Source organism: Serratia sp. NPDC087055 (assembly GCF_044900985.1).
Lineage (GTDB): Bacteria > Pseudomonadota > Gammaproteobacteria > Enterobacterales > Enterobacteriaceae > Serratia.
On sequence record NZ_JBJDOG010000001.1, the window covers coordinates 351,835 to 376,510 of the forward strand.

A 24,676-nucleotide genomic window follows, 5' to 3' on the forward strand; every position below is an offset into this window, starting at 1 on the left:
AATTATGTCGCAATCTAGGGTTCACCAAGGGCTGAACGTTAAACGCAGCCTGCTGGATGCCGTATTGGCAGGGCTGATCGCCCTGATCGTGTTCGGGCCGATCGTCGGTATTGTTCTGAACGGTTACAGCTTTAACTTTGAGCCACGCCGGCTGGTGTGGATTATCGCGGCGGTGATGGCTGGGCGGCTGTTGCTCAGCCTGTTTTTGCAAACCGCGCCGGGGCGCAAGCTATTAACGCGCTTTGACGGCGGTAATGACGGTGTCTATGTCCGGCCGATTGGGGCCAAAACTAGCCTGCGTTGGATCATCCCGTTAATGGCGGTGATCGCGCTGTTGTTCCCGTTTGTAGCCACTAAATATCTGCTGACGGTAGCGATACTGGGACTGATTTACGTGTTGCTTGGGCTGGGGTTGAACATCGTTGTTGGCCTGGCTGGGCTGCTTGATCTGGGCTATGTGGCATTCTACGCCATTGGCGCCTATGGATTGGCGCTGGGCTACCAGTATCTCGGGTTGGGGTTCTGGGCGATGTTGCCGCTGGGGGCATTGATGGCGGCGTTGGCCGGTGCGCTGCTGGGGTTCCCGGTATTGCGCATGCACGGCGACTACCTGGCGATCGTCACGCTGGGATTCGGGGAAATTATCCGCCTGGTGCTGAATAACTGGATGTCGTTGACCGGTGGGCCAAACGGTGTCTCGGTACCGGCTCCAACGATTTTTGGTCTGGAGTTTGGGCGGCGGGCGAAGGACGGCGGCGTGCCGATCCACGAATTCCTCGGCATTGCCTATAACCCTAACCTGAAGTTTATTTTTATCTATGCCGTGCTGTTCCTTGTGGTGCTGTTGGTGCTGTACATCAAGCACCGGCTGACGCGCATGCCGATCGGTCGCGCCTGGGAGGCATTGCGCGAGGATGAAATTGCCTGTCGATCGCTCGGGCTCAACCACGTATTGGTGAAGCTGTCGGCCTTTATGATGGGGGCGTCCACCGCCGGGCTGGCCGGGGTATTTTTCGCCACCTATCAGGGCTTCGTTAACCCAACTTCATTCACCTTCTTTGAATCGGCGTTGATTCTGGCAATCGTGGTGCTGGGGGGCATGGGATCGACGATCGGTGTGGTGCTGGCCGCGTTCGTGCTCACGGTGGCGCCGGAGCTGTTGCGGAGCTTCGCCGAATACCGGGTACTGCTGTTTGGCGTGCTGATGGTGGCGATGATGATCTGGCGGCCGCGTGGGTTGGTGCGTATCAGCCGTACCAGCTTTGCACCGCGCAAGGGGGTGGAGCCATGAGCGATCCTATCTTGCAGGTTGAGCATCTGATGATGCATTTCGGCGGCATAAAGGCGCTGAACGACGTGAATCTGGCGGTGGAGCGCGGTTCGATTACCGCATTGATCGGCCCTAACGGCGCGGGTAAAACCACGGTGTTCAACTGCCTGACCGGTTTTTACCGCGCGACCGGCGGGGCGATTCTGCTTAATACGCACAAGCGGCCGACCGACGTGATCCAGGTGCTGGGGCAGAAATTCCATGCGGGTGATTGGATTAACCCGAAGCGGCTGGGCTCGCGTGTGTACTACAAAATGTTCGGCGGCACCCATTTGGTCAACCGCGCCGGGCTGGCACGCACCTTCCAAAACATCCGCTTGTTCCGCGAAATGTCGGTGGTCGAGAACCTGCTTGTCGCGCAGCACATGTTGAGCAACCGCAACCTGATCGCCGGTGTGCTCAATACGCCGGGTTACCGCCGGGCGGAAAGCCAGGCACTGGATCGTGCCTTTTACTGGCTGGAGGTGGTGGAGCTGGTGGACTGCGCCAACCGGCTGGCGGGCGAGATGTCTTACGGCCAGCAGCGGCGGCTGGAGATTGCCCGGGCAATGTGCACCACGCCGGAAATGATCTGCCTTGACGAGCCTGCCGCCGGGTTGAACCCGGTAGAGACGGCAACGCTGAGCCGCATTATCCGTTTTCTGCGTCAGCATCACGGCATCACGGTGCTGTTGATCGAACATGATATGGGCATGGTGATGGAGATCTCCGATCGGGTGATCGTGCTCGATCACGGCGATGTGATCGCCGAAGGTACGCCGAAAGAGATCCAGCATAACGATTCGGTGATCGCCGCTTACCTTGGTGCGGATGAAGAGGAGCTGGCGGGATGAGCAATGTGATGTTGGAGTTTCGCAACGTGGACGTGTTTTACGGCCCGATCCAGGCGTTGCAGCAGGTCTCGTTACAGGTGAACGAAGGGGAAACGGTGGCGCTTATTGGCGCCAACGGGGCGGGTAAGTCGACGTTGCTGATGTCGATCTTCGGCCAGCCACGTATCAGCGGCGGGCAGATCCTGTTCCGTGGCGAAGATATCAGCCAGCGCTCTACCCACTACGTTGCCAGCAGCGGTATTGCTCAGGCACCCGAGGGGCGACGAATTTTCCCGGACATGAGCGTGGAGGAAAACCTGCTGATGGGTACCATCACCATTGGCAATCGCTATGTGGACGAAGATTTGCTCCGTATGTTCGATCTGTTCCCCCGCCTGAAAGAGCGGCGTAACCAGCGGGCGATGACCATGTCCGGTGGCGAGCAGCAAATGCTGGCGATTGCCCGGGCTCTGATGAGCCGGCCAAAACTGCTGTTGCTGGACGAACCGAGCCTGGGGTTGGCACCGATCATCGTTAAACAGATTTTCAGCATTTTGCAGGAATTAACCCGCGGCGGCATGACCCTGTTTCTGGTGGAACAGAATGCCAACCATGCGCTGAAGCTGTCCGATCGCGGCTATGTGATGGTCAACGGGCAAATCCGCCTGACCGGCAGCGGCGCAGAGCTGTTAAACGACCCGGAGGTGAGGAAAGCCTACCTGGGCGGTGCTTAGAACTGGCGCTGGATCCAGCGCACGTTCAGCCGCACCAGTGCAATGATGCCACTGGACAGGATCCGCAGCCCGGTGGATAAATCGCGGCGGCGGATATCCAGCAGCAGCACGGTACGCACCTTATCGCTGTCGTTCCATACCTCGTGTTCGAAGGTATCGTCCCACAGCATAAATTCTCCTTCGTTCAGCCGGTATTCTTGCCCGTCCACTTTTAACACGGCGGCAGGCAGGCCATCGGCACCTTTAGGCATCGATAACACCAGATAGCCACGCAGAATGCCCCGGAACGGGCCACGGTGTGCCGGCACCTGTTTGCCGGGCGCCAGGAAGGACAGCGAAGCGGAAAGAACGTCGGGGGATGAGGCAATCAGACCCGCCAGCGTTGGGCAGCGTGCAAGATTACGCGTAATCGGCTGGCCATAGGCTTTCATGATAAACATCCGCCAGTCGCGTGCATCGTTGTCGGAGATCGACGCCTGTTCGATCATAATCTCGTGAAATCGCGGGATATTACGCAGATCTTCCGCCACGGTCAGCGCCTCTTCACGGATCTGTGGCCACTGGTCGGTAAAGCGTTGTGCATCAGGAAACAGGCGTGTGCTGTCGAGCACGGGAGCGCCCTTGATGCGACGATCGTAAATACGGCGTAATGACAACACGGACCAATCATAGATAGCTGACATAGTGACCTCAATAGAGTAACCAGATTTCTCGCCGTCTCTTGATATTATTATTGTTTAATATGCGCCTGCCGGATGATTAATTCTTCGGTATAACACGTTTGTCCGCTAAAGGCTTGCCGACCAATAGGCCATAAGTGGCAAAAAGCAGTTGAAAAAAACACCCCAATAAAAGTGTGACGCGTATCGCATTTACCCCACCAATTGGTTAAAATATCGCTACTTCCCGCACCTGCCCGGATCCCGTTTAACATGGAACACACTCAGGTCTCTCGCTCAACCGCCTGGTTGCGCGTGGTCATTCTTGCCGTGTCGGCCTTTATCTTCAATACCACCGAGTTTATTCCGGTAGGGTTACTGAGCGATATCGCCCAAAGCTTTTCGATGCAGACCGAGCAGGTGGGGTTGATCATCACGATTTATGCCTGGATTGTTGCTGCCTTCTCACTGGTGTGCATGCTGCTGACCAGCAAGATTGAACGGCGCAAGCTGTTGATCGGCGTGTTCATTCTGTTTATCGCCAGCCATGTGTTGACCGCCGTTGCATGGAACTTCACCACGCTGGTGATCTCCCGTGCCGGTGTCGCCTTGGCCCACGCCGTATTCTGGTCGATCACCGCTTCACTGGCGATCCGCGTCGCACCCGCAGGCAAGAAAGCACAGGCGCTGAGCTTGCTGGCGGGCGGTACCGCACTGGCGATGGTACTTGGCCTGCCATTGGGGCGTATCGTTGGCCAGATCTTGGGCTGGCGTATGACTTTTATCGGTATCGCCGTTTGTGCCACCCTGGCGTTGGTGCTGTTGTGGCGTCTGTTGCCGGTGCTGAAGAGCGAACATTCTGGCTCACTGGCCAGCGTCCCCATGTTGTTTAAGCGCCCGGCGCTGGTCAGCCTGTATATGTTGACCATTATTGTGGTGACGGCGAATTTCACCGCTTACAGCTATATCGAACCCTTTATTCAGACCGTGGCTGGGCTGTCAGAAAACTTCACGACGCTGATGCTGCTACTGTTCGGTGCCGCCGGTATCATCGGCAGCCTGCTGTTTAGCCGCTTTAGCGAACGTTTCCCGTCGGGCTTTTTCATCGGTGCCATCGCGTTGCTGATGTTAAGTCTGCTGTTGCTGTTACCGGCCTCCGGCAATGAAAACCATCTGACGCTGCTGTTTGCCGTGTGGGGTATGGCAATCATGGCGATTGGCCTGTCGATGCAGGCCAAGGTATTGAACCTGGCACCGGATGCCACTGACGTAGCAATGTCGATCTACTCCGGGCTGTACAACTTCGGTATCGGCGGCGGCGCGCTGCTGGGTAACCAGGTCAGCCTGCATCTGGGTATGGGCAATATTGGTTTTGTCGCAGCCCCGCTGGCGTTGATTGCCCTGGGCTGGTGTCTGCTAAACTTCTATCGCAGTGAGCGGTTCCAACACCATCACATCCGTTAATGGCCTTCTTGCTGATAGTGGCCCTGTGACGCTTTATCGCATTGCTGGCGCTTATCGTTGCCAGCATGCAGATTGTGATGGTGCTCATTGGGGTATTCGGTCCCCAAACACGCAGCAGCGATCTGGAAAATATCTGACGGGCTTAACCGGCGTTGTGCACTGAGACAAGGCCGGTATCTTCAGTAAAAAAACTGGCGATCATGCGAAAATAATTCCGTTATCACGGCTTTCTCTCCTGCCTTAATCTTGACCCGGAAAATGTACTCATACCACGACTGGGAGACGATCTATGAGCCCGCCGACCACGCAAGATGGCACCCGAATTTCCTTTCTTAATACCCCCTTTATCCGCGGCTTAATACTCGCGGCAATTTGTGCCGCCTACATTCAGGGCGGTTTGGTCAAAGTGCTGGATTTTAACGGGGCGATGGCGGAGATGGCCCATTTTGGCCTGCAGCCGGCGGCGTTGTTTGCCAGCCTGGTGATTGTGCTTGAATTGGGGGCCTCGGCACTGATCCTGACGGGGTTTTACCGCTGGCTGGGCGCGTTGGCGCTGGCCGGATTCACCTTGGCCGCCACGCTGATGGCCAATCGTTTTTGGGAAATGAGCCCGCCGGAGCGCTTTACCGGAATGAACGGATTTTTTGAACACATTGGGCTGGCGGGCGCATTGCTGCTGGTGGCACTTTACGACCTCAAGGAGCATAACGATGGCTGAACCGGTTGAGAGCAAAGCAGCACCCGGCGGTTTCGCGCCGCTGAAGATCCCGGTATTTGCGGTGCTATGGGGGGCCACGGTATTGGGCAACGTTGGCAGCTTTATGCGTGACGTCGCCAGTTCCTGGCTGGTGACGGATTTATCCTCTAATCCGTCGGCAGTAGCGTTGATGCAAACGGCTGCCACGCTGCCCGTGTTCCTGCTGGCGATCCCGGCTGGGGTGCTATCAGACATTCTCGACCGTCGTCGTTTCCTTATTTTTGTCCAGATTCTACTGGCCTGCGTCAGTGGCACCTTGTTACTGCTGTCGCAAAGTGGTGCGCTGACCGTTGAGTATTTGTTGGTGCTGACCTTTATCGGCGGTATTGGTGGGGCACTGATGGGGCCGACCTGGCAATCTATCGTGCCCGAGCTGGTGCCGCGTGCCGATCTCAGAAATGCGGTTGCACTGAACTCGCTCGGGATTAACATCGCCCGTGCCATGGGTCCGGCGGCGGGAGGCTTGTTGCTGGCGAGCTTTGGCGCTGGCGCGGCCTACGGCGCGGACGTGCTTAGCTATGTGTTTGTCGTCGCTGCCCTGTTGTGGTGGCGCAGACCCAAGGTCGAAGATAACGGCCTTTCCGAGCATTTCTTTGGCGCTTTCCGCGCCGGCATACGTTATGCCCGCGCCAGCCGTGAGCTGCATGTGGTGCTGTTACGGGCGGCGGTGTTCTTTGTGTTCTCCAGTTCGGTTTGGGCGCTGTTGCCATTAGTGGCGCGCCAGATGCTGGGTGGTACCGCCGGTTTCTACGGCATCCTGTTGGGTGCCGTGGGGGCCGGTGCGATAGGCGGTGCGGTGTTGTTGCCGCGGCTGCGCCAGCGGTTGAATGCCGATGGCTTGGTGCTGTTGGCGGCGGTGATTACTGCGGCGGTGATGGCACTGTTGTCATTGGCCCCACCGCAGTGGCTGGCGGTCTTGCTGCTGTTGGCGTTGGGCGCGGGCTGGATTATCGCGTTGACCTCACTGAATGGGGCCGCGCAGGGGGTATTGCCAAACTGGGTACGTGGGCGTGGGCTGGCGATTTATCTGATGGTGTTTAACGGTGCGATGGCTGCCGGTAGTTTGCTGTGGGGGTTAATTGCTCAAGAGATCGGCGTGGCCGCCACGCTGCTGACGGGCGGCATTGGGTTGTTGGTGATTTCAGTGGCATTTCACCGTATTCGTTTGCCGGAGGGCGAAGCCGATCTGCAACCGTCCAACCATTGGCCGGAACCCTTGCTCAACACGCCGGTAGAGAACGATCGCGGGCCAGTGATGATCCAGATAGAGTACCGCGTGCGGATGGAAGATCGTCCACAGTTCCTGCGGACGCTACAGCAGCTTTCACGTGTGCGCCGTCGCGACGGTGCCTATGCCTGGGGCCTGACCGAGCATACCGCCGATCCTCTGTGTGTTATGGAGTGGTTTATGGTGGAGTCCTGGGCTGAGCACCTGCGTCAGCATCAGCGGGTTTCACATGCTGATGCTGATTTACAACAAGCGGCATTACAGTTCCATATCGGTCCGGAAAAACCGCAGGTCCATCATTTCTTGTCACTCGACTTGAGGCACCTGGCGCAGCAAACGGCGAAGTAATCAACGGCTGCGGCGGGGGCTATTTACTCCGCCGCACCGTCGTGGGCATGTAAGCGCCCCAGGAGCATAAAGATCAAGAGTGCCGTTGCGGCAGAGGCGATCGCCAGTATATACAGCAAGTGACGGAAGGCCTGATCGTAGATTTGCAGCGTTAATTGGCGCTGTCCAGGTAGCAGGGTGGCTGCGCTGTTCAAGTCGCCGAGGGCGGCGTGGTTAGCCGCCTCTATCATCTGTTGGGTGTCGGTAACGCCCGGGAGTGCAGCAAACAAGCCGCCCTGAATAAGTATGGCAAGCACCGCGCCGGTGATTGCAATGGCGATGCCGTCAGCCGAAACCCGCACTGCGTTGAAAATGCCGGTCGCCATACCTGCCCGTTCTTTTTCCACCACGCTGACGGCCATTGCGTCCATCAATCCCCAGGGCAGGCCAATACCGATACCAATCAACAGCATTGGTGCTATCAAGTCATGGCTGCCATTTGCCGCCAACGCATGGCCCAACCAGCCCAGCCCGGCAGCGGCCAGCAGCAGTCCAATCCCTGAAAGTACGCCGGAAGTAAAACGGTGTGCCAGTAGTGCGGCAAGGAAGGGCACGAACAGCAGGGGAGCCGCCAGCGCAATCATGTTTTTACCGGCTTCGAGGGCACTCTGCCCATCAATGCCAATAAAACGCCCGGGCAACAGGACGATCAACACCACAAAAAAGAAGGCCGGTGTGGTTGCCAGCACCTGAACCCCAATAAAGCGGGTACTGCGGAACAGCGTCAGATCGAGCATCGGCCGTGCGACTCGCCGTTCAATCAACACAAAAGCGATAAAAATTCCCAGCGACAGCAACAGTGAACCGGCCACCGACAGGCTGCCCCAACCGTTTTCAGGGGCGAGCAGGATCGCGTAGGTGAACAAGGCCAAGGCAGCGGTAAAACTGACGGCACCGGGCCAGTCCAGCCCTGCCGCATTGGGATCGCGGGACTCTGTTGCACTGAATGCCACTAATACCAACCCCGCCACAGCAATCAGTGCCGTGGCGAAAAACACCCATTGCCAGCCTGCCGTCACCACTAACCAACCCGATGCTAACGGCCCGAAAGCCAGACCAATGCCGAACGTGGTGCCCAACAGGCTGAAGACCCGGGTGCGCACCGCGCCATGAAACGTCTGCGCCAGTGACGACATCGCCCCGGCAAAAGCCCCCGCGCCTGCCAGACCTTGCGCCAGCCGTAAAATATCGATTCCCACCACCGAAGGGGCTAGGGGGATCATCATCGTCAGAAGGCCGAATGCAGCCAACCCGAAGAGCCAGACGCGTTTACGGCCATAAATGTCGGTCAGGCTGCCGGCGGCCATCATTGCGCTGCCATAAGTGAGGATATAACCATTTACGACCCAGCTCAGCTGCACGGCGCTGCCACCCAGTGAATGACTGATGGAGGGCAACACCACGGCGGGGCCGGTGAAGCTCAGGGGAATAAGGATACCTGTCAGGCAGGCGGCCAATAATTGTAGCCATGCCCGAATCTCAGTGTGCTCTGCGGTGGAGGTTATTTGCGTCATGGTGCTCATCTGCATGGAGTAGGAAAGCCCGCAAGCGGGAGTGGTGCAGTGTCAGGGGCCGTGTCACGGCGGTGACTGCGTTGCCATCAAGGTAATCTCTCCCGCATCGAAGAAAAATAGGCTAAATTTCCATAGATATCGGACAAAAATGTCCTGAATAAGGAAGCGTATGTGATGGACAGTCTTAATGGCATTCAGGCGTTTGTGCAGGTCGCAGAAACGCGCAGTTTTTCCGATGCAGGGCGGCAGTTGGGCGTATCGTCATCCGCGGTGGGCAAGAGTGTGGCGCGTATGGAGCAACGGCTGGCGGTGCGTCTTTTCCACCGGAGTACACGTAGCGTGACGCTGACGGCAGAAGGCGCGCTGTTTCTTGAGCGTTGCCGCCGGATCCTGGCAGAGATGGCCGCAGCCGAACTCGAACTGGCCGACAGCCGTGGCACACCCAGCGGCAAGCTGCGTGTCAGTTTGCCGCTGGTCAGTGGGCTGATGATGCCGGTGCTGACCGATTTCATGCACCAGTACCCGGACATTGCGCTGGATGTCGACTTTTCCGATCGCATGGTGGATATCGTCGACGAGGGATTTGACGCGGTAGTACGTACCGGTGAGCCGACGGATTCGCGGTTGGTGTCGCGGCGGCTTGGCGGCTTTCAGTTAGTGCTTGTGGCGTCGCCAGCGTATTTAAAACAACGCGGTCAGCCGGAGAAGCCGGCAGATTTGCTCAATCATGCCTGCTTGCAGCACAAGTTCCCTACCACAGGGCGGCTTGAGCCCTGGCCACTGCGGGATCTTGCCTTGTCTGAGCTGCCGGCGACCATGATCTGCAATACCTCAGAAGCGTTGCTGCCGGTGGCGCAAGCCGGGTTGGGCATCGCTTGCCTGCCGGATTTTATGGTGAAGGTGGCGCTGCAACGCGGTGAACTGCAAAAGGTGTTGGAAGGTTTCGTTGAGCATCAGGGATCTTTCCGGGTCATCTGGCCCTCCAGCAAATACCTGGCCCCCAAACTGCGCGTTTTTATCGATTTTCTTAGTGAACGGTTATTCCCGGTAAAAAAGGAATAAAAAGCCCGCCTAAGTGACCTTAAGCGGGCGACGTTACTGCGGTGTGAGCTTAGGCGAGGTCGAAACGATCGAGGTTCATCACCTTATTCCAGGCGGCAACAAAGTCCCGCACAAAACTCGCTTGGGCATCTGCGCTGCCATAGACTTCCGCCAGTGCTCTCAGTTGAGAGTGCGAACCGAAGATCAGGTCTGCGCGGGTTGCCGTCCACTTGAGCGCTCCCGTTTTGCTGTCGCGGCCTTCGAACACGCCTTCCTCGCCCACCGGTTTCCAGGTGGTGTTCATATCGAGCAGGTTGACGAAGAAATCGTTAGTCAGCGCCTGTGGCCGTTGGGTGAATACGCCATGCTGGCTTTGGCCCACGTTGGCATTCAAGACCCGCAGGCCGCCCAGCAGTACCGACATCTCCGGTGCCGTTAGCGTCAGCAGCTGCGCTTTATCGACCAGTAATGCTTCGGCCGGCACGTTGAATTGACGCTGCAGGTAGTTACGGAACCCATCTGCGACGGGTTCCATCGCTTCAAAGGAGTCGACATCGGTCTGTTCCTGCGTGGCATCCATACGGCCCGGCGTGAAGGGCACGCTGACAGGATGGCCGGCGTTGATCGCCGCCTGTTCCACGCCTGCCACACCGGCCAGTACGATCAGGTCCGCCAGAGAAACACGTTTATTGTCCGACTGTGCGTGATTAAACGCCAGCTGGATCCCTTCCAGCTTGGCCAGCGTTTGCGCCAGTTGAGCGGGTTGGTTGATGGCCCAGTCTTTCTGCGGGGCCAGACGAATGCGTGCACCGTTGGCTCCGCCGCGCTTGTCGGAACCGCGGAAAGTGGACGCTGAAGCCCAGGCGGTGGATACCAGCACGGAGATCGGCAAACCGGAAGCCAGAATCTGGGTTTTGAGCGCGGCAATATCCTGATCGTTGATCAACGGATGATCGACTTCGGGGATGGGATCTTGCCAAATCAGCTCTTCTGCCGGCACTTCTGGACCGAGATAACGCGCACGCGGCCCCATGTCGCGGTGGGTCAATTTATACCAGGCGCGAGCGAACGCATCGGCAAGCTGCTCAGGGTGTTCATAGAAGCGGCGTGAGATTTTCTCGTACGCGGGATCGAAGCGCAGCGAGAGGTCGGTCGTCAGCATGGTGGGGCGCTGTTTTTTGGCGGGATCAAACGCATCGGGAATGGTGTCCCCGACGTCTTTGGCTACCCATTGATGGGCGCCTGCCGGGCTTTGCGTCAGCTCCCATTCGTATTCAAACAGGTGTCTAAAGAAGTCGTGGTTCCACTGGGTAGGGGTGGTTGTCCAGGTCACTTCCAAACCGCTGGTGATCGCGTCTTTCCCCTTGCCGGTGCCGAAGCTGCTCTGCCAGCCGAGCCCTTGCAGCTCTAAGCCCGCAGATTCTGGATCGTCGCCGACATGTGATGCCGGGCCTGCGCCATGGGTCTTGCCGAAGGTGTGACCACCGGCGATCAATGCCACGGTTTCTTCGTCGTTCATCGCCATACGGGCGAAGGTTTCGCGGATATCGTGGGCGGCGGCAACGGGATCAGGGTTGCCGTCCGGTCCTTCTGGGTTGACGTAGATCAGACCCATCTGCACGGCTGCCAGCGGGTTTTCAAGGTCGCGATCGCCTGAATAACGGCTGTTAGCGCCGCCGCTCAGTTCCAGCCAGATTTTTTCCGATCCCCAATAAACGTCATCCGGTTCCCAGGTGTCAGCGCGTCCCCCCGCATAGCCAAAGGTTTTAAAGCCCATGGATTCGAGAGCCACATTACCCGTCAGGATGATCAGATCAGCCCAGGAGATTTTGCGTCCGTATTTCTGTTTGATGGGCCACAGTAAGCGACGGGCTTTGTCGAGACTGACGTTGTCAGGCCAGCTGTTGAGTGGGGCGAAGCGTTGCTGACCTTCACCTGCACCGCCCCGGCCGTCACCGATACGGTAAGTCCCGGCGCTGTGCCAAGCCATACGGATGAACAGGCCGCCATAGTGGCCAAAGTCTGCCGGCCACCAGTCTTGCGAATCGGTCATAAGGGCATGCAAATCTTGTTTGACGGCGGCCAAATCCAGGCTGTTGAAGGCTTTGGCGTAATCGAAGTCAGGGTCCATCGGATCGGAAAGGGGGGAATGCTGGTGCAGTGGCTTTAGGCTAAGTTGGTTTGGCCACCAGTCCTGATTGGAAGGGCCGCGGCGTGGTGCATTCAGTTTACCGCCGCCGGAAAACGGGCATTTACTTTCAGTTGTCATGGTGCGCTCTCTGCTTCTGTAGGTTCGCTCGTCAGGCCCTGTCTGTCCAATACCTGAGGAGCGGTTAACGTGACATCGCGGGCCAATGCACGCGTCGGGTGTTGCGCTAAATAACATAACCTCATTGAATACATTGGGTTTTCATCTTCTGAGCCGGTAAAGAGCGAAGAAACACTCATGGATAAGCTTAGTCAGCGGCTGCGGATAGATAAAATAGGTATAGTTGAATGTTGTGATAGTCCCTGACTATTCATTACCCGAGCATTGATAGCCATGAATGCGTTTGAAACAGGACGCTGACCCTAAGCTGTTGTTCTTCACTTACCAGTGATAGCTTATGCCCACCTCGAATTTGTCAGACACATCGACGTCGGCGCCGTTTTTACTCATGTTATTGAACTCATAATTGATAAATGCCTGCATGTTCTTATTAAAGAGCCAACTGAAACCGATTTCTTCGTAATTCAATACACTCTCGTGTTTTCCCGAGGAGTTTTGTATAAGGCGCGTATAGCCAACGTTGGGCTGGAACTTGTCCGTCAGCCGGTATTTAGCGAGGATTTCATAGCTGGAAGATGAGCCACAATTATCGGATGTTTGTGGTTTTATGGCGCTATCGCTTTGTGTAAACACGGCAGCGAGATAGGTTCTTTTTTTTGCATATTTCACCCCTTCTGCCAGAGTATTTATTTTTCTTCCGTAATCGGCATTATTATTCTGCTGCTGAGTAGATAAGGATGATGATGCTGCAAAAATAGTGGTGATCGCCGGCGTCAGTGCGTAACTGAAAGAGGCGGCGATACCATTACCATTCTGCTTAGTTATTGTCTGTTCATCACTATTGCTTTTGAATTGATACTGGAGTGCGATAGCGGCGTTACGCTGTAAAATTTTTAATTTTTTACGGTAAGTCAGTAGGTTGAGTGCTCGGCCACGCATAAAATTATCTATATAGTTGTAAGACATTTCTCTGAATAATGGTGAACGGTCAGTAAGGGAGGTTACGTCATATAAGGCGCCCCAATTCCTACCTATATTTATACTGCCCAATGCTGGGTTTTCCATACCTAAGTAGGCGAGTCTGGTGCTGTTCCTGCTGGCGTCGGCAAAACTGACGGTATATTCCCAGTGCGCATAGGCTCTCCAGTGCTGGCCGAGATTTCTTTTTCCTAACAGACCAAAGTAGATATAACTACGGTCACCATCGTTGCGAACATTACTGCTGGAATAACGTCTGGCAATAATGGTGCCGTAAAAATCCAACCGCTCCTGACCATTGTTTTTGAGTGTGATCGCAAAGGTGTTTGAGCAAAAAAATATCGATAGTGCACAAAGGCACTCGGCTAACTGGCGGGGATAAATGCGTACTAACATCAGCGGAAAAATCCTTTGTCTTCAGAAGTTGAAGTGAGGAAATTGAGTGAATAGCATTTTTTGCTATCGTAAGTGAACGCTCAATTCCCCTCTTATTTTTTTTGCTCAACATATTGCTTCTGAAAGTAAAAGTATTTTAGGGTGGGGTGATATTTTATTATTGTATTTTATCAAGCATTTTGTATATGAGTGAAGTAACTCAAGATGCCGTTGGTAATCGCTGTGGCGATTTTATGTCTGAATACCGCCGTTCCAAGCAGTTTTTCCTCTTGCGGATTGGTAATGAACGAGGTTTCAACGAGTACAGAGGGAATATAGGGCGATTTCAATACCACAAATGCCGCCTGTTCCGTGTTTTTGGAATGCAGATGATGCATTGGCGCAATGTGTTTAATGATGTGAGAACCCAGGAGAAGGCTTTCTTTTACTGTTTCCGTCTGTTCCAAATCGAAAAGTATTTCTTGTAAATAATGATCTTTTTTAATGACCGCAGGGCTGGCGAGATCGTCGGCCGCATTTTCACTGTTCGATAAGTACTTTGCCATCGCACTGCTGGCGCCTTTATTAGATAGCGCGAAAACGGAAGCACCGCAGGCGGAAGGGCAGGTGAAACCATCCGCATGGATTGACATAAAAAGATCGGCATTGTGTTGATGGGCAATTTTTACGCGGTCATAAAGCGGAATAAAAACATCGTCGGTACGTGTTAGATGAGCATTAATTCCATGCTGAATGAGCAAGGCACGAACGTTTTTTGCAATATCCAACACCACATGCTTTTCCTGAGAACCCGCGTGTCCAATGGCGCCCGAATCAATACCTCCATGACCCGGATCAAGCACGACCAGATATTTCTTGTGCGGTTTTTTAGCGTCTGGAGCCATCGGTACTTTCCTTACATGCTGCAGGCCCTGTGCATGAGCTTGCGAAATCTTGATATTTGATGCCAAGACCGCCAGACCGGCCAAAATAACCGTGCGTCTGGATGCTCTGATTTGTAATGATTTTTTCTTATTCATTGGGCCACCGTAGAGGATATAAGTTGATATAACGTTATAACATAACAATTTTAGCGGCTCGACTTATCGACTGTTAGCACCCGTTAATTTCTATTTCATTTCATGAATTTCTCTAGTCTTATAATCCGTATTTTTCTGTTTAATTGGTGTTATTATCTGTGATTTTTATGTTTTTAAATTGTTAATTTCAAATTTGAAACATTATGCAATCAATTATTTCAAATGATAATTTTTATCATTTGAAAGTGTTATGTTATAACGTATAAATCAAGGGTGATCCTCAGCAAGGAGCAACGATTGTCTTTGGCATAAATGCAGTTTCTCTTCCAGGGGAGGTAAAATGAATATAAAACCCTATAAAAAAGACAAATTGAATGTTTTGGCTGTGCTTGCCGTATCCCTGAGCACCGTCATCGCCATGCTCGATAGCACTATCGCAAATGTGGCACTCCCTATCATCGCAAAAGATTTTGCCGTGTCAGAAGCGGCTTCAATATTGATCATCAATGCATATCAATTTGCGGTTATTGCTTCTCTATTGCCATTTGCCGCATTGGGGAGAACTATTGGTAATAAAAACATCTTCATGGCCGGCGTAATTCTATTTGCATGCTCTTCTATGGGATGTGCGTTGTCAGAAACGCTAGATACGTTGACGCTATTCAGAGTTGTGCAAGGCTTTGGCGCAGCGGCTATTCTCAGCGTCAATGCGGCACTGATTAAGGAGATCTATCCGGACAAATTATTGGGCCGGGGGCTGGGGATAAACGTCATGGTAGTTTCCGTATCCGCAGCGGCAGGGCCATCGATCGCCTCAACAATATTGTCTCTGGCCAATTGGAACTGGTTATTCACTATTAATGTTCCTATTGCTTGCCTTTCACTGTTGCTGAGTGTTATCTCCTTAGCCCCTAAGCCCCAGCGCAATGTAAAGTTTGATACAGGAGGCGCTCTTTTAGTTTTCGCGCTGTTTATTTTTTTCTCGTCATTTACGTTGAGCATGACAAAGAGTTCTTTCTTGTCGGCAGCAGCTAGCTTTGTAGTTTTCGTTGCATTGGCAGTACTGCTTTACCTGAATCAACGGCGGAAACAAGCTGCGGCGATGATTCCAGTGACGATATTTCGTAACGCTACGCTGACGCTGTCACTATTGATGTCGATGTTTTCTTACAGCACACAGTTGCTGGCCTACGTGTCGCTGCCTTTTTATTTTCATAGCATATTGCAAAGAAACGTAGTGGAAATCGGTTTACTGCTGACAGCATGGCCATTAGCGACTATGGTGACATCCTTGGTTTCTGGCGATCTTATCAAAAAATATGATCCCAATATTATTGCAGTAGCAGGACTATTTTTCTTGCTTATGGGCATGGTGTTGATGGTTTATCTGCCAGATGCTCCTTCAAATACGGCGATCGTTTGGCGTGTAGCGATTTGCGGCATCGGTTTCGGGTTGTTTCAGTCACCCAATAATTTCTTGATCATGACGGCGGTATCACATGAGAACAGCGGTATTGCCAGTGGATTATTGGGCAGTTCGCGGTTAGTGGGGCAAATCGTTGGTTCCGCCATGGTAGCAATATTCTTTAATTTTTATGGCTGTCAGGCAACGAGCATAAGTTTGGTTTCGGGCGCTGTTTTTTCATTTCTTTCCCTAATGGTTAGCTATATGCGTTTTAAATCAATACGCTCTTAATCATGCATAAATAAGTTAGAGGTTTCAATGAAATTGGCAAATTTGGCTCCTTTTATCCTCGGATTGGTGATAATGTCGCTTTGCGGTTGTACCACATACAACCCAGTAGCCTTACAGCAAAAGGCTATTGGACAAGAGGGGAGTTATTACCATCTTCAGCCACAGGTCTATATTGGTGACCACCTGAAGTATGGATTAAAGGATGGCAGTGGTGGCGAGATGAACGTGGCGAAAATTGAACCCAATGCCATTATTGCTGATACGGGGGAAATAATACCTTTTACACAGATTTCTTTCCTTGAACGGCAGGATATTTCTAAAGGCAAGACGGCTGCGCTGGTTGGCGGTGGGGCTGTCGCCACAACCGCAATTGTTATTGTGGCCGGATTAACCATTCTGGCAGCGGGCATCACTGCTTCGGTAGCCTAATGACGCTGAAGAGGCTAAAACAAAAAAATTCTATCAATGAGACAATGCGAGGGGATGATGATCAGTAAAATAAAACTATTTGCTACCATCTTGTTGGCGGCATTTTCATTACCGACGACTAGCAGCGCCAACGGAGATATTACGACAAAAATTGCCGGAAAAGACACTGAAGTATTGCATCCGGTTTCTGGTAAATATAGCCGTATTGTTATCACCGGCAATTGTCCATTTGGTGTGATATTGGCTAATGATTCAGCCTATAAACATGTCATCGGCGTTGGCCCTTGGGCTTTTACGCATTCCGACATGAATGTACTGAAAGATATGAAACCGGATATCGGCAGGATCACCACAGACTTTATCAATAATGACTATACGGTCAATATGGAATCGTTGATGAGCCTTAAACCGGATATTATTTATTACTATGGTAAAAGTCAGGATGATCACTTGGAGCGGGCAGGGGTGCCCGTCATTAATCTCGACGCTGGCGGGAAAACCAAGTATGAACCGATGGTAACCCAGGTTTATTGGGAGAATAAGTTTGCGGAAACGCTTGGATTACCCCATACGCATAAATTCAAAAGCGCTTGGGAAAACATGTTGACGATGATCCAACCTTATGCTGCGGATATCAGGCAGCAACATGTCAAAGCATTGTATCTTGAAGAAAGCGATGGCAAACAGCTCAAGGTGAGTGGCCCTCACACCTATGGCGATACCTACCTGAAAATGGCAGGAATGGAGAATGTTGCTGGTAGTTTACAGGTCAGCGGTGATGCTGGGCGTTACATAAATGTCTCGATGGAGCAGATAATGCAATGGGATCCTGACGTGATTTTTGTTGTCTTCGGCAGTGCCAACGCTCTGTTGGAAGGTAAAATCCCAGGTCAGGACTGGAAAGATCTCCGAGCAGTAAAAAACGGCAAGGTTTACTCAACGCCGGTAGGGATACATAACTGGGGGGGGCTCTCTGCAGAAACATCGCTGTTGCCATTATTTATGATCAGTAAATACAATCCAGAATATATTAGTGCTGAAAAGCTGAAGGATATAACACGAGATTATTATGAAAAGATGTTCTCTTACGCCATACCGGAACGTTTATTGAATGAGGTTTTGGCTCAGAGATAATCCGCGTAAATTATTTTATGGTGAAAAATATAATAATTAAACCTATCTATGGAAGTAATGGTTATGCCTGATAGAAAAAAATATGCCGCCATAATGGCTGGGCTATCTGTGGTTTTATGCCTTGTTGCCGTCGCCTCATTATTTGTCGGTAGATACTCTTTGTCGGTTGACGAAATAATGCAGGTTTTATTACATGCGAAATTGTCTGCAAAGGATGAAGCCAGCTACTCCGTTATTTTTAGTTTGCGTGTGCCAAGAGTCATCGCGGTGATGATGGTCGGTGGGGGATTATCGGTTGCTGGTGCCACTTTTCAAGCCGTGTTGAAAAATTCACTGGCCAGCCCGGATGTGCTGGGAACCTCCTCGGCCTCTGCTTTTGGCGCAGCTCTTGGCATACTGTTTAGTTTCCCTTTTGCGTTGAGTTCGTTATGTTCATTATTTTTTGGCATATTGAGTCTAGTGCTTGTGTTTGGTATCTGCCATTTAAAAAAACGGCAGGATGAACTTACCACTATTCTGTCAGGAATTATCATCGCTTCGGTATTCGTGTCTTTTATATCAATAATTAAGTATGTGGCCGATCCACAGGATACATTACCGGCCATCGTTTTTTGGCTGATGGGCAGTTTTGCGTCAGTGCTTAAAGAGCAAGTTTACTGGCTTATTCCACTGTATGCGATCAGTTATTTTGCAATCTATACGTTAAGGTGGAAAATGAATATTATCTCGTTGGGGGATGATGAAGCAAAAATCGCGGGTCTTAATCCGCAGCGGATAAAAATAGCATTACTTTTTTTATCCGCAGTATTGGTCTCTGCTTCAGTCACTATTGCTGGTGTTGTCGGTTGGGTTGGGCTGGTTATCCCTCATCTGATTCGAAGCGTGCTCGGTTGTAACCACGGTAGGCTGATTCCTGCTTCGGCGCTTGGTGGGGCATTATTTCTGTTGATTATTGATAATATTGCCAGGAGCGCCACTTATGCGGAGATCCCTATCGGAATTTTGACCGCGCTCATTGGGGCTCCGTTATTTTCACTGCTTTTCATTATGAGTCGTAGATATGATAACAGTTGAACAATTGTCCTTTGGTTTTAAAGGCTCAAGAAAAGTTATAAACAATATTAGCTTCCATCTTGAAAAAGGAGACATCCTTTGTGTGATGGGGCCAAATGGCGCAGGGAAAACGACACTGTTGAAAAGTCTATCGGGTATCTATCAACCGGTATCCGGTACCTGCGTGATTGAGGGTATTGATAACAGAAAAGCACGGCTCGCTTACGTTCCTCAGGCGAAGAAATTACATTTCTCTTACAGCGTTCTCGATTTTGTTTCTTTTGGTTGCTCACAGCGAAAAGGTTTTTTTTCGAAACCAGGTAAAGAGGATTTCGATAGGTCATCAGAAATTTTGAATAGGCTTGATGTTGGTAGGCTCAGAGGGAAATGTATTAATCAGATCAGCGGTGGTGAGTTGCAAATGTGCTATTTTGCTAAAGCGTTAGTTGCGGAACCTGATGTGATTGTTCTTGATGAGCCAGAATCTAATTTGGACTTTCAAAACCAAGCGAAAGTTATTGATATGCTGTGGGAGTTATCAAGAGAGAGAAAGGTTACTGTAATTTTTAACACGCATTTTATCAACTACGCGGAGAGTATTTCTGATAAATGCTTATTAATGGATAAAGAACACTATATATTTGGTGAAAAAAATGCTCTTCTTCAAGAGGAGTATCTGGAAGAATATTTCCAGGTGCCCGTAAGAAAATATCGTTATGAGGGCGAAGGAGGGCCTGATGAAGCGTTTGTCATCAGGCCACATAAGTTGAACTGACATGTGATATCAAGGTCGAAAAGTTTTATTAAGGGATATCCCTCATTGCGGTTCGGGTTTCTCTTAATTAAGCTGAAACAGCAGCACAAATCGTAACCCAAATAAGGAGATAATCATGACTGATTTACCCTCTGCGGATCGTAATCCTACCCCTGATATCGCGGAAGAAAATGCTTTCTTCCCATCACCTTACTCACTGTCGCAGTACACGTCGTCAAAAACTGATTTTGACGGTGCCAGCTACCCCAACGCGTATCGGGGGGGAAAATGGAAGGTATTGATGATCGCCTCGCAGGAGCGTTATTTGATGATGCAAAACGGCAAATTCTTTTCTACCGGCAACCATCCGGTCGAAATGTTGTTGCCGATGTACCACATGGATCTTGCCGGTTTTGAGATAGATATCGCCACGCCGTCCGGCGATCCGGTCAAACTGGAAATGTGGGCCTTCCCTGGTGAAGATGAAGCGGTCAAAGCCACATATGAAAAATACCGTAGCCAGCTCAAGCAACCAAAAAAACTCTCTGATGTGGTGAAGGACTTGGACGCCGGCAATTATATTGCCGTCTTTATTCCGGGTGGTCACGGGGTGCTTAATGATATCCCCTTCAGTGAAGACGTTAAGAAAACCCTGTTCTGGGCGCACGACAATGATCGTTACGTTATTTCGCTTTGCCACGGCCCGGCCGGTTTACTGGCTGCTGGGCTTGGTGAGGGTAAAGACGATTTCTTGTACCGTGGGTACGAAATGTGCGTGTTTCCTGATGTGCTCGATACCGGCGCTAATATTGATATCGGCTATATCCCAGGCCCGATGCCTTGGCTGGTGGGCGAGCGGTTGCGTGAATTGGGCGTTTCAATCCTTAATACCAATATCACCGGTAAGGTGCATAAAGATCGGCGGTTGTTGACCGGTGACAGCCCACTGGCTTCCAACAATCTCGGCAAGCTGGCTGCACAGACGCTGTTGGCCGATGTCGCTGGGCGATGAGCGTGGACATTGCTCAAGAGGCCTTTCTCACTGCACTGGCTATTGAGCGTGCGGACACCCTCTCTGTCATTCAGGAGAGGGTTCGCGCCTTCGCAGCTCCGCAGGGTTTTGATCGCTTCGTGTTATTTTCTACTGCCGTCAGGGAAGATGAGGGGGTTGATCGCATCTACTGGGTCGAAGGCAATTGGTTCGGCGACGGCGAAGTGGTGGATGCCGTAACCTATCTTCGGCACTGTCCGGTAACCCGTCATATGCTGCAGGCAACAGAGCCTTTTTTCTGGAGCAAGGCGCAGGGGGAAAAGGGGAGCTGCTATCAGATTGTTCGCACGCCTCGCGGCCAAGGCGTTCATGGGGTACAGGTCCCGATATTCGGCCCGTCCGGGTTGGAAGGTGCGGTCAGTTTCGGCGGTGAGTGCATTGAAAGCTCTCCGCCAATTCGGTTGGCGATGCTAATCGTGGGCACGGCGGCTTTTGTCTCTGCGCGCAGGTTACTTGAGTTGCCAGCAGAGGCCACGCTCGGCAGGTTGTCGGCGCGTGAGCGTGAAGTGTTGGCATGGACGGCTGCCGGGCGGCGCCAGGCCGACATCGCTGCCACGTTGGGGCTGTCGGAGCGAACGGTGGAAAACCATCTGCGCCGAATACGCCGGCGGCTCGGCGCAACCACGACCGCTCAGGCGATCGGTGTAGCGATCCGCAACGGTGAGATTGAAATGTGATGCCAGACAAAAAAACCAGTTGGGTTTATCCCGGTGGATTTTTCTGAGCATTAAATACGCGTTTATACTTGTAAGGCGTAAGTGTATTAAGGATTGCAGGTTTTGACTGGCAGACATCTGGAGGGTAAAGACGCAACTGCCGGAGTGATGCTGTTGAGAGGTGATGTATGCACATTTACAAGCATGCGTTGTTGTTGATCCAAAATGAGACGGACGGTCAGCTCATGTTGGCGCATGCCGAACGTCTTGCGAAAGAAATGGGCACCTGTATCACGTTAGGGCATATCAGCGAAGATTATAGAGAGTTGGATTACACCAGCGATGCCTTAACCAAGGATCGTCAATCACATGAAGTGATTGAAGCTAAGGCGATGCTTAGCCGTCTGGCTGGGTCTGCCACTTTTGGCGTCAAGGTAAAGTCGATCGTCAGTATCCATAGATTCAAAGACGTTCAGACAGTGATCGACAGTGAAGGGATAGATCTGGTTATGCTGGGTCATGAAAACCGCTTTTTGGGTGTTTACACCTCCTTTTCTTTCGAATTCATCAACCGTTTAACCGTTGATGTGCTGATTGTTCATGTTCCCCCCGAGCCAATAATTTCATCGCCTTGAGGGCGCTGCTGAGCAGGTGGGTCTTATCTGGATATGGGGATAAGCGGCAGACAGAGTCACGCCGCACCAGGCTTTTGCCAACGAGTTTCAGATAGGCTTCAAATAATGTCTGCTTTTTGCTCCTGGGTAACCTGATGCGTTCGTATGCAGAGAATGGGGTAAATACCCGGCGCGTAACGGTGTCGAGTATTTTTGCACCTAAAATGAAGGTTTAGCTATCTTCAAGGCTGGCTGTCCGTCAGCATGATGGAATAGTGAATCCCCTGTGGCAGATTGATTGAGAATGGCTTATTGAGTGTCAGTGGGATGATCTGTGGCGCAACCGGTATTGTCTTGACACTGTCACCTACCAGGCGGCCATTTACGTATCGCTCGAGATGATAGTAATTTATCTCACCACTGATCTCAGCCGTTCTGTTTCCTTTACCTGGAGACAAATCGATATACATCGTCGCTGCGGCAAATTTTCTGTCCAACTCAGAGGCGAATGCTTTTCCAGACAACGGACGGAGTGCGTACGTCATCAAATGACGGGTATTTTCTTTTTTCAGAAGGCTTTCTGCGGTTACGGTTACTGTGGTTGGCTCTGAAACTGGCGACTGCATTTCCGTTCTTAGGTACTGGGTTTTGTTTTCTGAGGGCACAGAACTACATCCCATCAGCACTAAACATAAAACAGCAATTCCTGTCATTCTGTTCAATTCAAATTTCCTTTTTTCATTATCAATAAATGATGGTCGTGCTGTCAGTATCGGCAGGGTTCAGAAATAGTTGATACTGTTATGCCCTAAGGGTATGAAAATGGAAAAATATCTTGCTCATGAGATAAATGTTGCTAGTCGCCACTGCGTTGCTAGTTATCATTTACGTTGGCTACTCTGCCCCTTAACGATTGATGACAACGTGCAATTTCTGCTTTTAGCTTAGAGGAGACTATGAGTCGTTCAGCCGTCTGCTTGGTGCCAATTGCAGACGTTTGATGATCAAAAAACTTCTAAGCAGGGAGTTGTTACGGAGATCAAAGTTGGACTTAATCAGTTAATTGTGGGTGGGTAAAGATAGGCGCAAAAAGAAATTACGGTCTATTTGATGTACGTATCCAGCACTTTCAATACTACGTCCAGATCATCTTCGCGTTTCGATTCATCAGTTTCATGGACAATATGTTCTGTCAGATGGCCTTTAATCACTTCACGCATCATTCCATTCACGGCACCACGAATAGCAGCTATCTGTTGTAAAACAGCTCCGCATTCATGGGGCTCATCGAGCATTTTTTTTAAAGCAATCACCTGGCCCTGGATCTTGCTGGCCCTTGCCTGAAGTTTTTGTTTATCCCGAATTGTATGCGACACGGTTGCTACTCCACTGAATGAATCTGCATTCAGTATAAAGTTAAAGATCTACTGGGGGGGAGTATTTTATACTGGGGGGGAGTAGAATAAAGCTACTTTACTAAATATTAAGAATCATTCTCATGAACGAGTTTTCTACACTGCTTCAACAAGGTAATGCCTGGTTCTTTATACCAAGTGCCATATTATTGGGTGCCTTACATGGCTTAGAGCCCGGTCATTCTAAAACGATGATGGCTGCATTCATTATCGCCATTAAAGGTACAGTGCGTCAGGCGATCATGCTCGGACTGGCTGCTACTGTGTCACACACCGTTATCGTGTGGTTGATTGCCTTTGGGGGTATGTATATCAGCAATAAGTTTACAGCTGAGTCTGCCGAGCCCTGGTTGCAACTGATCTCCGCTGTAATCATTCTTTCCACTGCCTTTTGGATGTTCTGGCGTACATGGCAAGGAGAAAAGAACTGGCTAGAGGGGATGGGGAATCATGACCACGATCACCATCATCATGATCACAATGAATCTCAGACAATCGATATTGGAAATGGCAAACTTGAACTTTCAATAGCAGAAAATGAGCATTCAGCACGTTTCAATATCAGACGTATCAAAGGCCCATTCTGGTCAGCTGAAGAAATGGCTGTGGAGGTTGACCGCGGTGATGGCAAACCAGAAAAGTATAATTTCATCAGCATGGGGAATTATGCAGAATCAGAAAATGTGATCCCTGAACCTCATGAATTTTTGATAACCCTAAAACTTGGTTCGGATACTCATTTACGCGAGTTTCGTACACATTTTCATGAACATCATCACCATGAGACTGATGGGCTTGAAAAAGGGACAAAAGAATACCAGGATGCCCATGAACTGGCTCATGCGAATGATATCAAACGTCGTTTTGACGGTAAGGAAGTCACCAACTGGCAGATTCTGTTATTTGGACTCACAGGCGGGCTTATCCCATGCCCGGCAGCTATAACAGTACTACTCATCTGCATTCAACTTAAAGCCTTGACCCTCGGTGCTACTCTGGTTGTATGTTTCAGTATTGGTCTTGCCTTGACGTTAGTGACTGTTGGCGTTGGTGCTGCCGTGAGTGTACGCCAGGTTGCTAAACGCTGGAGCGGTTTCAGTTCGATTGCCAAAAAAGCGCCTTATTTCTCAAGCCTGTTGATTGGATGTGTCGGAATTTATATGGGTATTCATGGTTTCCTGTCTATCACCAGCTAATAACCAGGACACCTCAAATCTGAAAACCGTGGTGGCACGGTTTTCAGATTGAATACCAAACGTATAAGGCTGACAGGCAACAAATGATAG

The 24,676-nt window shown here is 51.3% G+C and carries 23 protein-coding genes; 16 read left to right on the plus strand and 7 right to left on the minus strand.

Features of this window, described 5'->3' with window-relative positions; translation table 11 throughout:
- The first annotated feature begins 4 nt into the window (after positions 1-4).
- The 3 genes from livM to ACI2J2_RS01605 are packed head-to-tail and all read left to right on the plus strand — an operon-like array spanning position 5 to position 2,876.
- The gene (livM, locus tag ACI2J2_RS01595) at positions 5-1,291 is read left to right on the plus strand and encodes a high-affinity branched-chain amino acid ABC transporter permease LivM (protein WP_209635982.1); all 1,287 of its coding nucleotides are present in this window, start codon (positions 5-7) and stop codon (positions 1,289-1,291) included.
- Positions 1,288-2,163 (plus strand): ABC transporter ATP-binding protein, encoded by an 876-nt coding sequence (locus tag ACI2J2_RS01600; protein ID WP_209635980.1) that lies wholly within the window; start codon positions 1,288-1,290, stop codon positions 2,161-2,163. The genes livM and ACI2J2_RS01600 overlap by 4 nt, the downstream gene beginning before the upstream one ends.
- Positions 2,160-2,876, plus strand: coding sequence for an ABC transporter ATP-binding protein (locus ACI2J2_RS01605; protein WP_209635978.1), 717 nt, complete (start codon positions 2,160-2,162; stop codon positions 2,874-2,876). The genes ACI2J2_RS01600 and ACI2J2_RS01605 overlap by 4 nt, the downstream gene beginning before the upstream one ends.
- Here the strand turns inward: ACI2J2_RS01605 and ACI2J2_RS01610 are convergent.
- Positions 2,873-3,559, minus strand: coding sequence for an aspartyl/asparaginyl beta-hydroxylase domain-containing protein (locus ACI2J2_RS01610; protein WP_209635976.1), 687 nt, complete (start codon positions 3,557-3,559; stop codon positions 2,873-2,875). The two genes, ACI2J2_RS01605 and ACI2J2_RS01610, sit on opposite strands and share 4 nt — an antisense overlap.
- Positions 3,560-3,808: 249 nt before the next feature.
- On the opposite strand from ACI2J2_RS01610, the gene ACI2J2_RS01615 reads away from it, so the two are divergent.
- From ACI2J2_RS01615 to ACI2J2_RS01625, 3 genes are all read left to right on the plus strand, one after another.
- Positions 3,809-4,999, plus strand: a complete 1,191-nt coding sequence (locus ACI2J2_RS01615) for a sugar transporter (RefSeq protein ID WP_209635974.1) — start codon at positions 3,809-3,811, stop codon at positions 4,997-4,999.
- 289 nt (positions 5,000-5,288) lie between these two features.
- Positions 5,289-5,717, plus strand: coding sequence for a DoxX family protein (locus ACI2J2_RS01620; protein WP_209635972.1), 429 nt, complete (start codon positions 5,289-5,291; stop codon positions 5,715-5,717).
- A complete protein-coding gene (locus ACI2J2_RS01625; protein WP_404759267.1) occupies positions 5,710-7,332 on the plus strand; it encodes an MFS transporter in 1,623 nt (540 codons plus the stop codon). The genes ACI2J2_RS01620 and ACI2J2_RS01625 overlap by 8 nt, the downstream gene beginning before the upstream one ends.
- A 23-nt stretch (positions 7,333-7,355) precedes the next feature.
- Here the strand turns inward: ACI2J2_RS01625 and ACI2J2_RS01630 are convergent, their stop codons facing one another.
- Positions 7,356-8,885 carry an MFS transporter gene (locus ACI2J2_RS01630; protein ID WP_404759268.1) on the minus strand — a complete coding sequence of 510 codons (1,530 nt, stop codon included), beginning with the start codon at positions 8,883-8,885 and terminating at the stop codon, positions 7,356-7,358.
- Between the two features lie 174 nt (positions 8,886-9,059).
- Between ACI2J2_RS01630 and ACI2J2_RS01635 the strand changes: the two genes are divergently transcribed.
- Positions 9,060-9,947 carry a LysR family transcriptional regulator gene (locus ACI2J2_RS01635; protein WP_404760261.1) on the plus strand — a complete coding sequence of 296 codons (888 nt, stop codon included), beginning with the start codon at positions 9,060-9,062 and terminating at the stop codon, positions 9,945-9,947.
- 49 nt (positions 9,948-9,996) lie between these two features.
- On the opposite strand, the gene katG is transcribed toward ACI2J2_RS01635, so the two are convergent.
- The 3 genes from katG to amiA form a co-directional block, all read right to left on the minus strand.
- On the minus strand, positions 9,997-12,195 hold the full coding sequence (gene katG / locus ACI2J2_RS01640) for a catalase/peroxidase HPI (protein WP_404759269.1): 2,199 nt from the start codon (positions 12,193-12,195) through the stop codon (positions 9,997-9,999).
- Between the two features lie 321 nt (positions 12,196-12,516).
- Complete coding sequence (locus tag ACI2J2_RS01645; protein ID WP_404759270.1) at positions 12,517-13,569, minus strand: porin; 1,053 nt, start codon at positions 13,567-13,569, stop codon at positions 12,517-12,519.
- A gap of 170 nt (positions 13,570-13,739) precedes the next feature.
- Entirely contained in the window at positions 13,740-14,588 is an 849-nt protein-coding gene (gene amiA, locus ACI2J2_RS01650; protein WP_404759271.1) for an N-acetylmuramoyl-L-alanine amidase AmiA, read from the minus strand.
- A 340-nt stretch (positions 14,589-14,928) separates the two neighbouring features.
- On the opposite strand from amiA, the gene ACI2J2_RS01655 reads away from it, so the two are divergent.
- The 8 genes from ACI2J2_RS01655 (at position 14,929) to ACI2J2_RS01690 (ending at position 21,996) form a co-directional block, all read left to right on the plus strand.
- A complete protein-coding gene (locus ACI2J2_RS01655; RefSeq protein ID WP_404759272.1) occupies positions 14,929-16,284 on the plus strand; it encodes an MFS transporter in 1,356 nt (451 codons plus the stop codon).
- 27 nt (positions 16,285-16,311) lie between these two features.
- Positions 16,312-16,713, plus strand: a complete 402-nt coding sequence (locus ACI2J2_RS01660) for a hypothetical protein (RefSeq protein ID WP_404759273.1) — start codon at positions 16,312-16,314, stop codon at positions 16,711-16,713.
- Positions 16,714-16,767: 54 nt separating this feature from the next.
- Positions 16,768-17,847: an ABC transporter substrate-binding protein gene (locus tag ACI2J2_RS01665; RefSeq protein WP_404759274.1), complete on the plus strand. Its 1,080-nt coding sequence runs from the start codon at positions 16,768-16,770 to the stop codon at positions 17,845-17,847.
- A 63-nt stretch (positions 17,848-17,910) separates the two neighbouring features.
- A complete protein-coding gene (locus ACI2J2_RS01670; protein ID WP_404759275.1) occupies positions 17,911-18,921 on the plus strand; it encodes a FecCD family ABC transporter permease in 1,011 nt (336 codons plus the stop codon).
- Positions 18,908-19,675, plus strand: coding sequence for an ABC transporter ATP-binding protein (locus ACI2J2_RS01675; RefSeq protein ID WP_404759276.1), 768 nt, complete (start codon positions 18,908-18,910; stop codon positions 19,673-19,675). The genes ACI2J2_RS01670 and ACI2J2_RS01675 overlap by 14 nt, the downstream gene beginning before the upstream one ends.
- A 115-nt stretch (positions 19,676-19,790) precedes the next feature.
- Entirely contained in the window at positions 19,791-20,666 is an 876-nt protein-coding gene (gene hchA, locus ACI2J2_RS01680) for a glyoxalase III HchA (protein ID WP_404759277.1), read from the plus strand.
- On the plus strand, positions 20,663-21,382 hold the full coding sequence (locus tag ACI2J2_RS01685; RefSeq protein WP_404759278.1) for a PA1136 family autoinducer-binding transcriptional regulator: 720 nt from the start codon (positions 20,663-20,665) through the stop codon (positions 21,380-21,382). Before hchA ends, ACI2J2_RS01685 begins: the two co-directional genes overlap by 4 nt.
- A gap of 167 nt (positions 21,383-21,549) precedes the next feature.
- Positions 21,550-21,996 (plus strand): universal stress protein, encoded by a 447-nt coding sequence (locus tag ACI2J2_RS01690; RefSeq protein WP_404759279.1) that lies wholly within the window; start codon positions 21,550-21,552, stop codon positions 21,994-21,996.
- A gap of 221 nt (positions 21,997-22,217) precedes the next feature.
- Here ACI2J2_RS01690 and ACI2J2_RS01695 read toward each other — a convergent pair whose 3' ends face one another.
- On the minus strand, positions 22,218-22,697 hold the full coding sequence (locus ACI2J2_RS01695; RefSeq protein ID WP_404759280.1) for a hypothetical protein: 480 nt from the start codon (positions 22,695-22,697) through the stop codon (positions 22,218-22,220).
- Between the two features lie 381 nt (positions 22,698-23,078).
- Positions 23,079-23,351 (minus strand): Ni(II)/Co(II)-binding transcriptional repressor RcnR, encoded by a 273-nt coding sequence (rcnR, locus tag ACI2J2_RS01700; protein WP_404759281.1) that lies wholly within the window; start codon positions 23,349-23,351, stop codon positions 23,079-23,081.
- Between the two features lie 122 nt (positions 23,352-23,473).
- Between rcnR and ACI2J2_RS01705 the strand changes: the two genes are divergently transcribed.
- Positions 23,474-24,586: a nickel/cobalt efflux protein RcnA gene (locus ACI2J2_RS01705; RefSeq protein WP_404759282.1), complete on the plus strand. Its 1,113-nt coding sequence runs from the start codon at positions 23,474-23,476 to the stop codon at positions 24,584-24,586.
- Positions 24,587-24,676: the final 90 nt, after the last annotated feature.

Coding starts and splice junctions, on each gene's coding strand:
- ACI2J2_RS01645 (WP_404759270.1), bottom strand. CDS start 13,569: ATGTTAGTACGCATTTATCCCCGCCAGTTAGCCGAGTGCCTTTGTGCA.
- hchA (WP_404759277.1), top strand. CDS start 19,791: ATGACTGATTTACCCTCTGCGGATCGTAATCCTACCCCTGATATCGCG.
- ACI2J2_RS01685 (WP_404759278.1), top strand. CDS start 20,663: ATGAGCGTGGACATTGCTCAAGAGGCCTTTCTCACTGCACTGGCTATT.
- ACI2J2_RS01605 (WP_209635978.1), top strand. CDS start 2,160: ATGAGCAATGTGATGTTGGAGTTTCGCAACGTGGACGTGTTTTACGGC.
- ACI2J2_RS01675 (WP_404759276.1), top strand. CDS start 18,908: ATGATAACAGTTGAACAATTGTCCTTTGGTTTTAAAGGCTCAAGAAAA.
- ACI2J2_RS01705 (WP_404759282.1), top strand. CDS start 23,474: ATGAACGAGTTTTCTACACTGCTTCAACAAGGTAATGCCTGGTTCTTT.
- ACI2J2_RS01660 (WP_404759273.1), top strand. CDS start 16,312: ATGAAATTGGCAAATTTGGCTCCTTTTATCCTCGGATTGGTGATAATG.
- ACI2J2_RS01615 (WP_209635974.1), top strand. CDS start 3,809: ATGGAACACACTCAGGTCTCTCGCTCAACCGCCTGGTTGCGCGTGGTC.
- ACI2J2_RS01625 (WP_404759267.1), top strand. CDS start 5,710: ATGGCTGAACCGGTTGAGAGCAAAGCAGCACCCGGCGGTTTCGCGCCG.
- ACI2J2_RS01665 (WP_404759274.1), top strand. CDS start 16,768: ATGATGATCAGTAAAATAAAACTATTTGCTACCATCTTGTTGGCGGCA.
- katG (WP_404759269.1), bottom strand. CDS start 12,195: ATGACAACTGAAAGTAAATGCCCGTTTTCCGGCGGCGGTAAACTGAAT.
- ACI2J2_RS01630 (WP_404759268.1), bottom strand. CDS start 8,885: ATGACGCAAATAACCTCCACCGCAGAGCACACTGAGATTCGGGCATGG.
- ACI2J2_RS01690 (WP_404759279.1), top strand. CDS start 21,550: ATGCACATTTACAAGCATGCGTTGTTGTTGATCCAAAATGAGACGGAC.
- ACI2J2_RS01655 (WP_404759272.1), top strand. CDS start 14,929: ATGAATATAAAACCCTATAAAAAAGACAAATTGAATGTTTTGGCTGTG.
- ACI2J2_RS01610 (WP_209635976.1), bottom strand. CDS start 3,559: ATGTCAGCTATCTATGATTGGTCCGTGTTGTCATTACGCCGTATTTAC.
- ACI2J2_RS01620 (WP_209635972.1), top strand. CDS start 5,289: ATGAGCCCGCCGACCACGCAAGATGGCACCCGAATTTCCTTTCTTAAT.
- ACI2J2_RS01600 (WP_209635980.1), top strand. CDS start 1,288: ATGAGCGATCCTATCTTGCAGGTTGAGCATCTGATGATGCATTTCGGC.
- ACI2J2_RS01635 (WP_404760261.1), top strand. CDS start 9,060: ATGGACAGTCTTAATGGCATTCAGGCGTTTGTGCAGGTCGCAGAAACG.
- livM (WP_209635982.1), top strand. CDS start 5: ATGTCGCAATCTAGGGTTCACCAAGGGCTGAACGTTAAACGCAGCCTG.
- ACI2J2_RS01670 (WP_404759275.1), top strand. CDS start 17,911: ATGCCTGATAGAAAAAAATATGCCGCCATAATGGCTGGGCTATCTGTG.
- amiA (WP_404759271.1), bottom strand. CDS start 14,588: ATGAATAAGAAAAAATCATTACAAATCAGAGCATCCAGACGCACGGTT.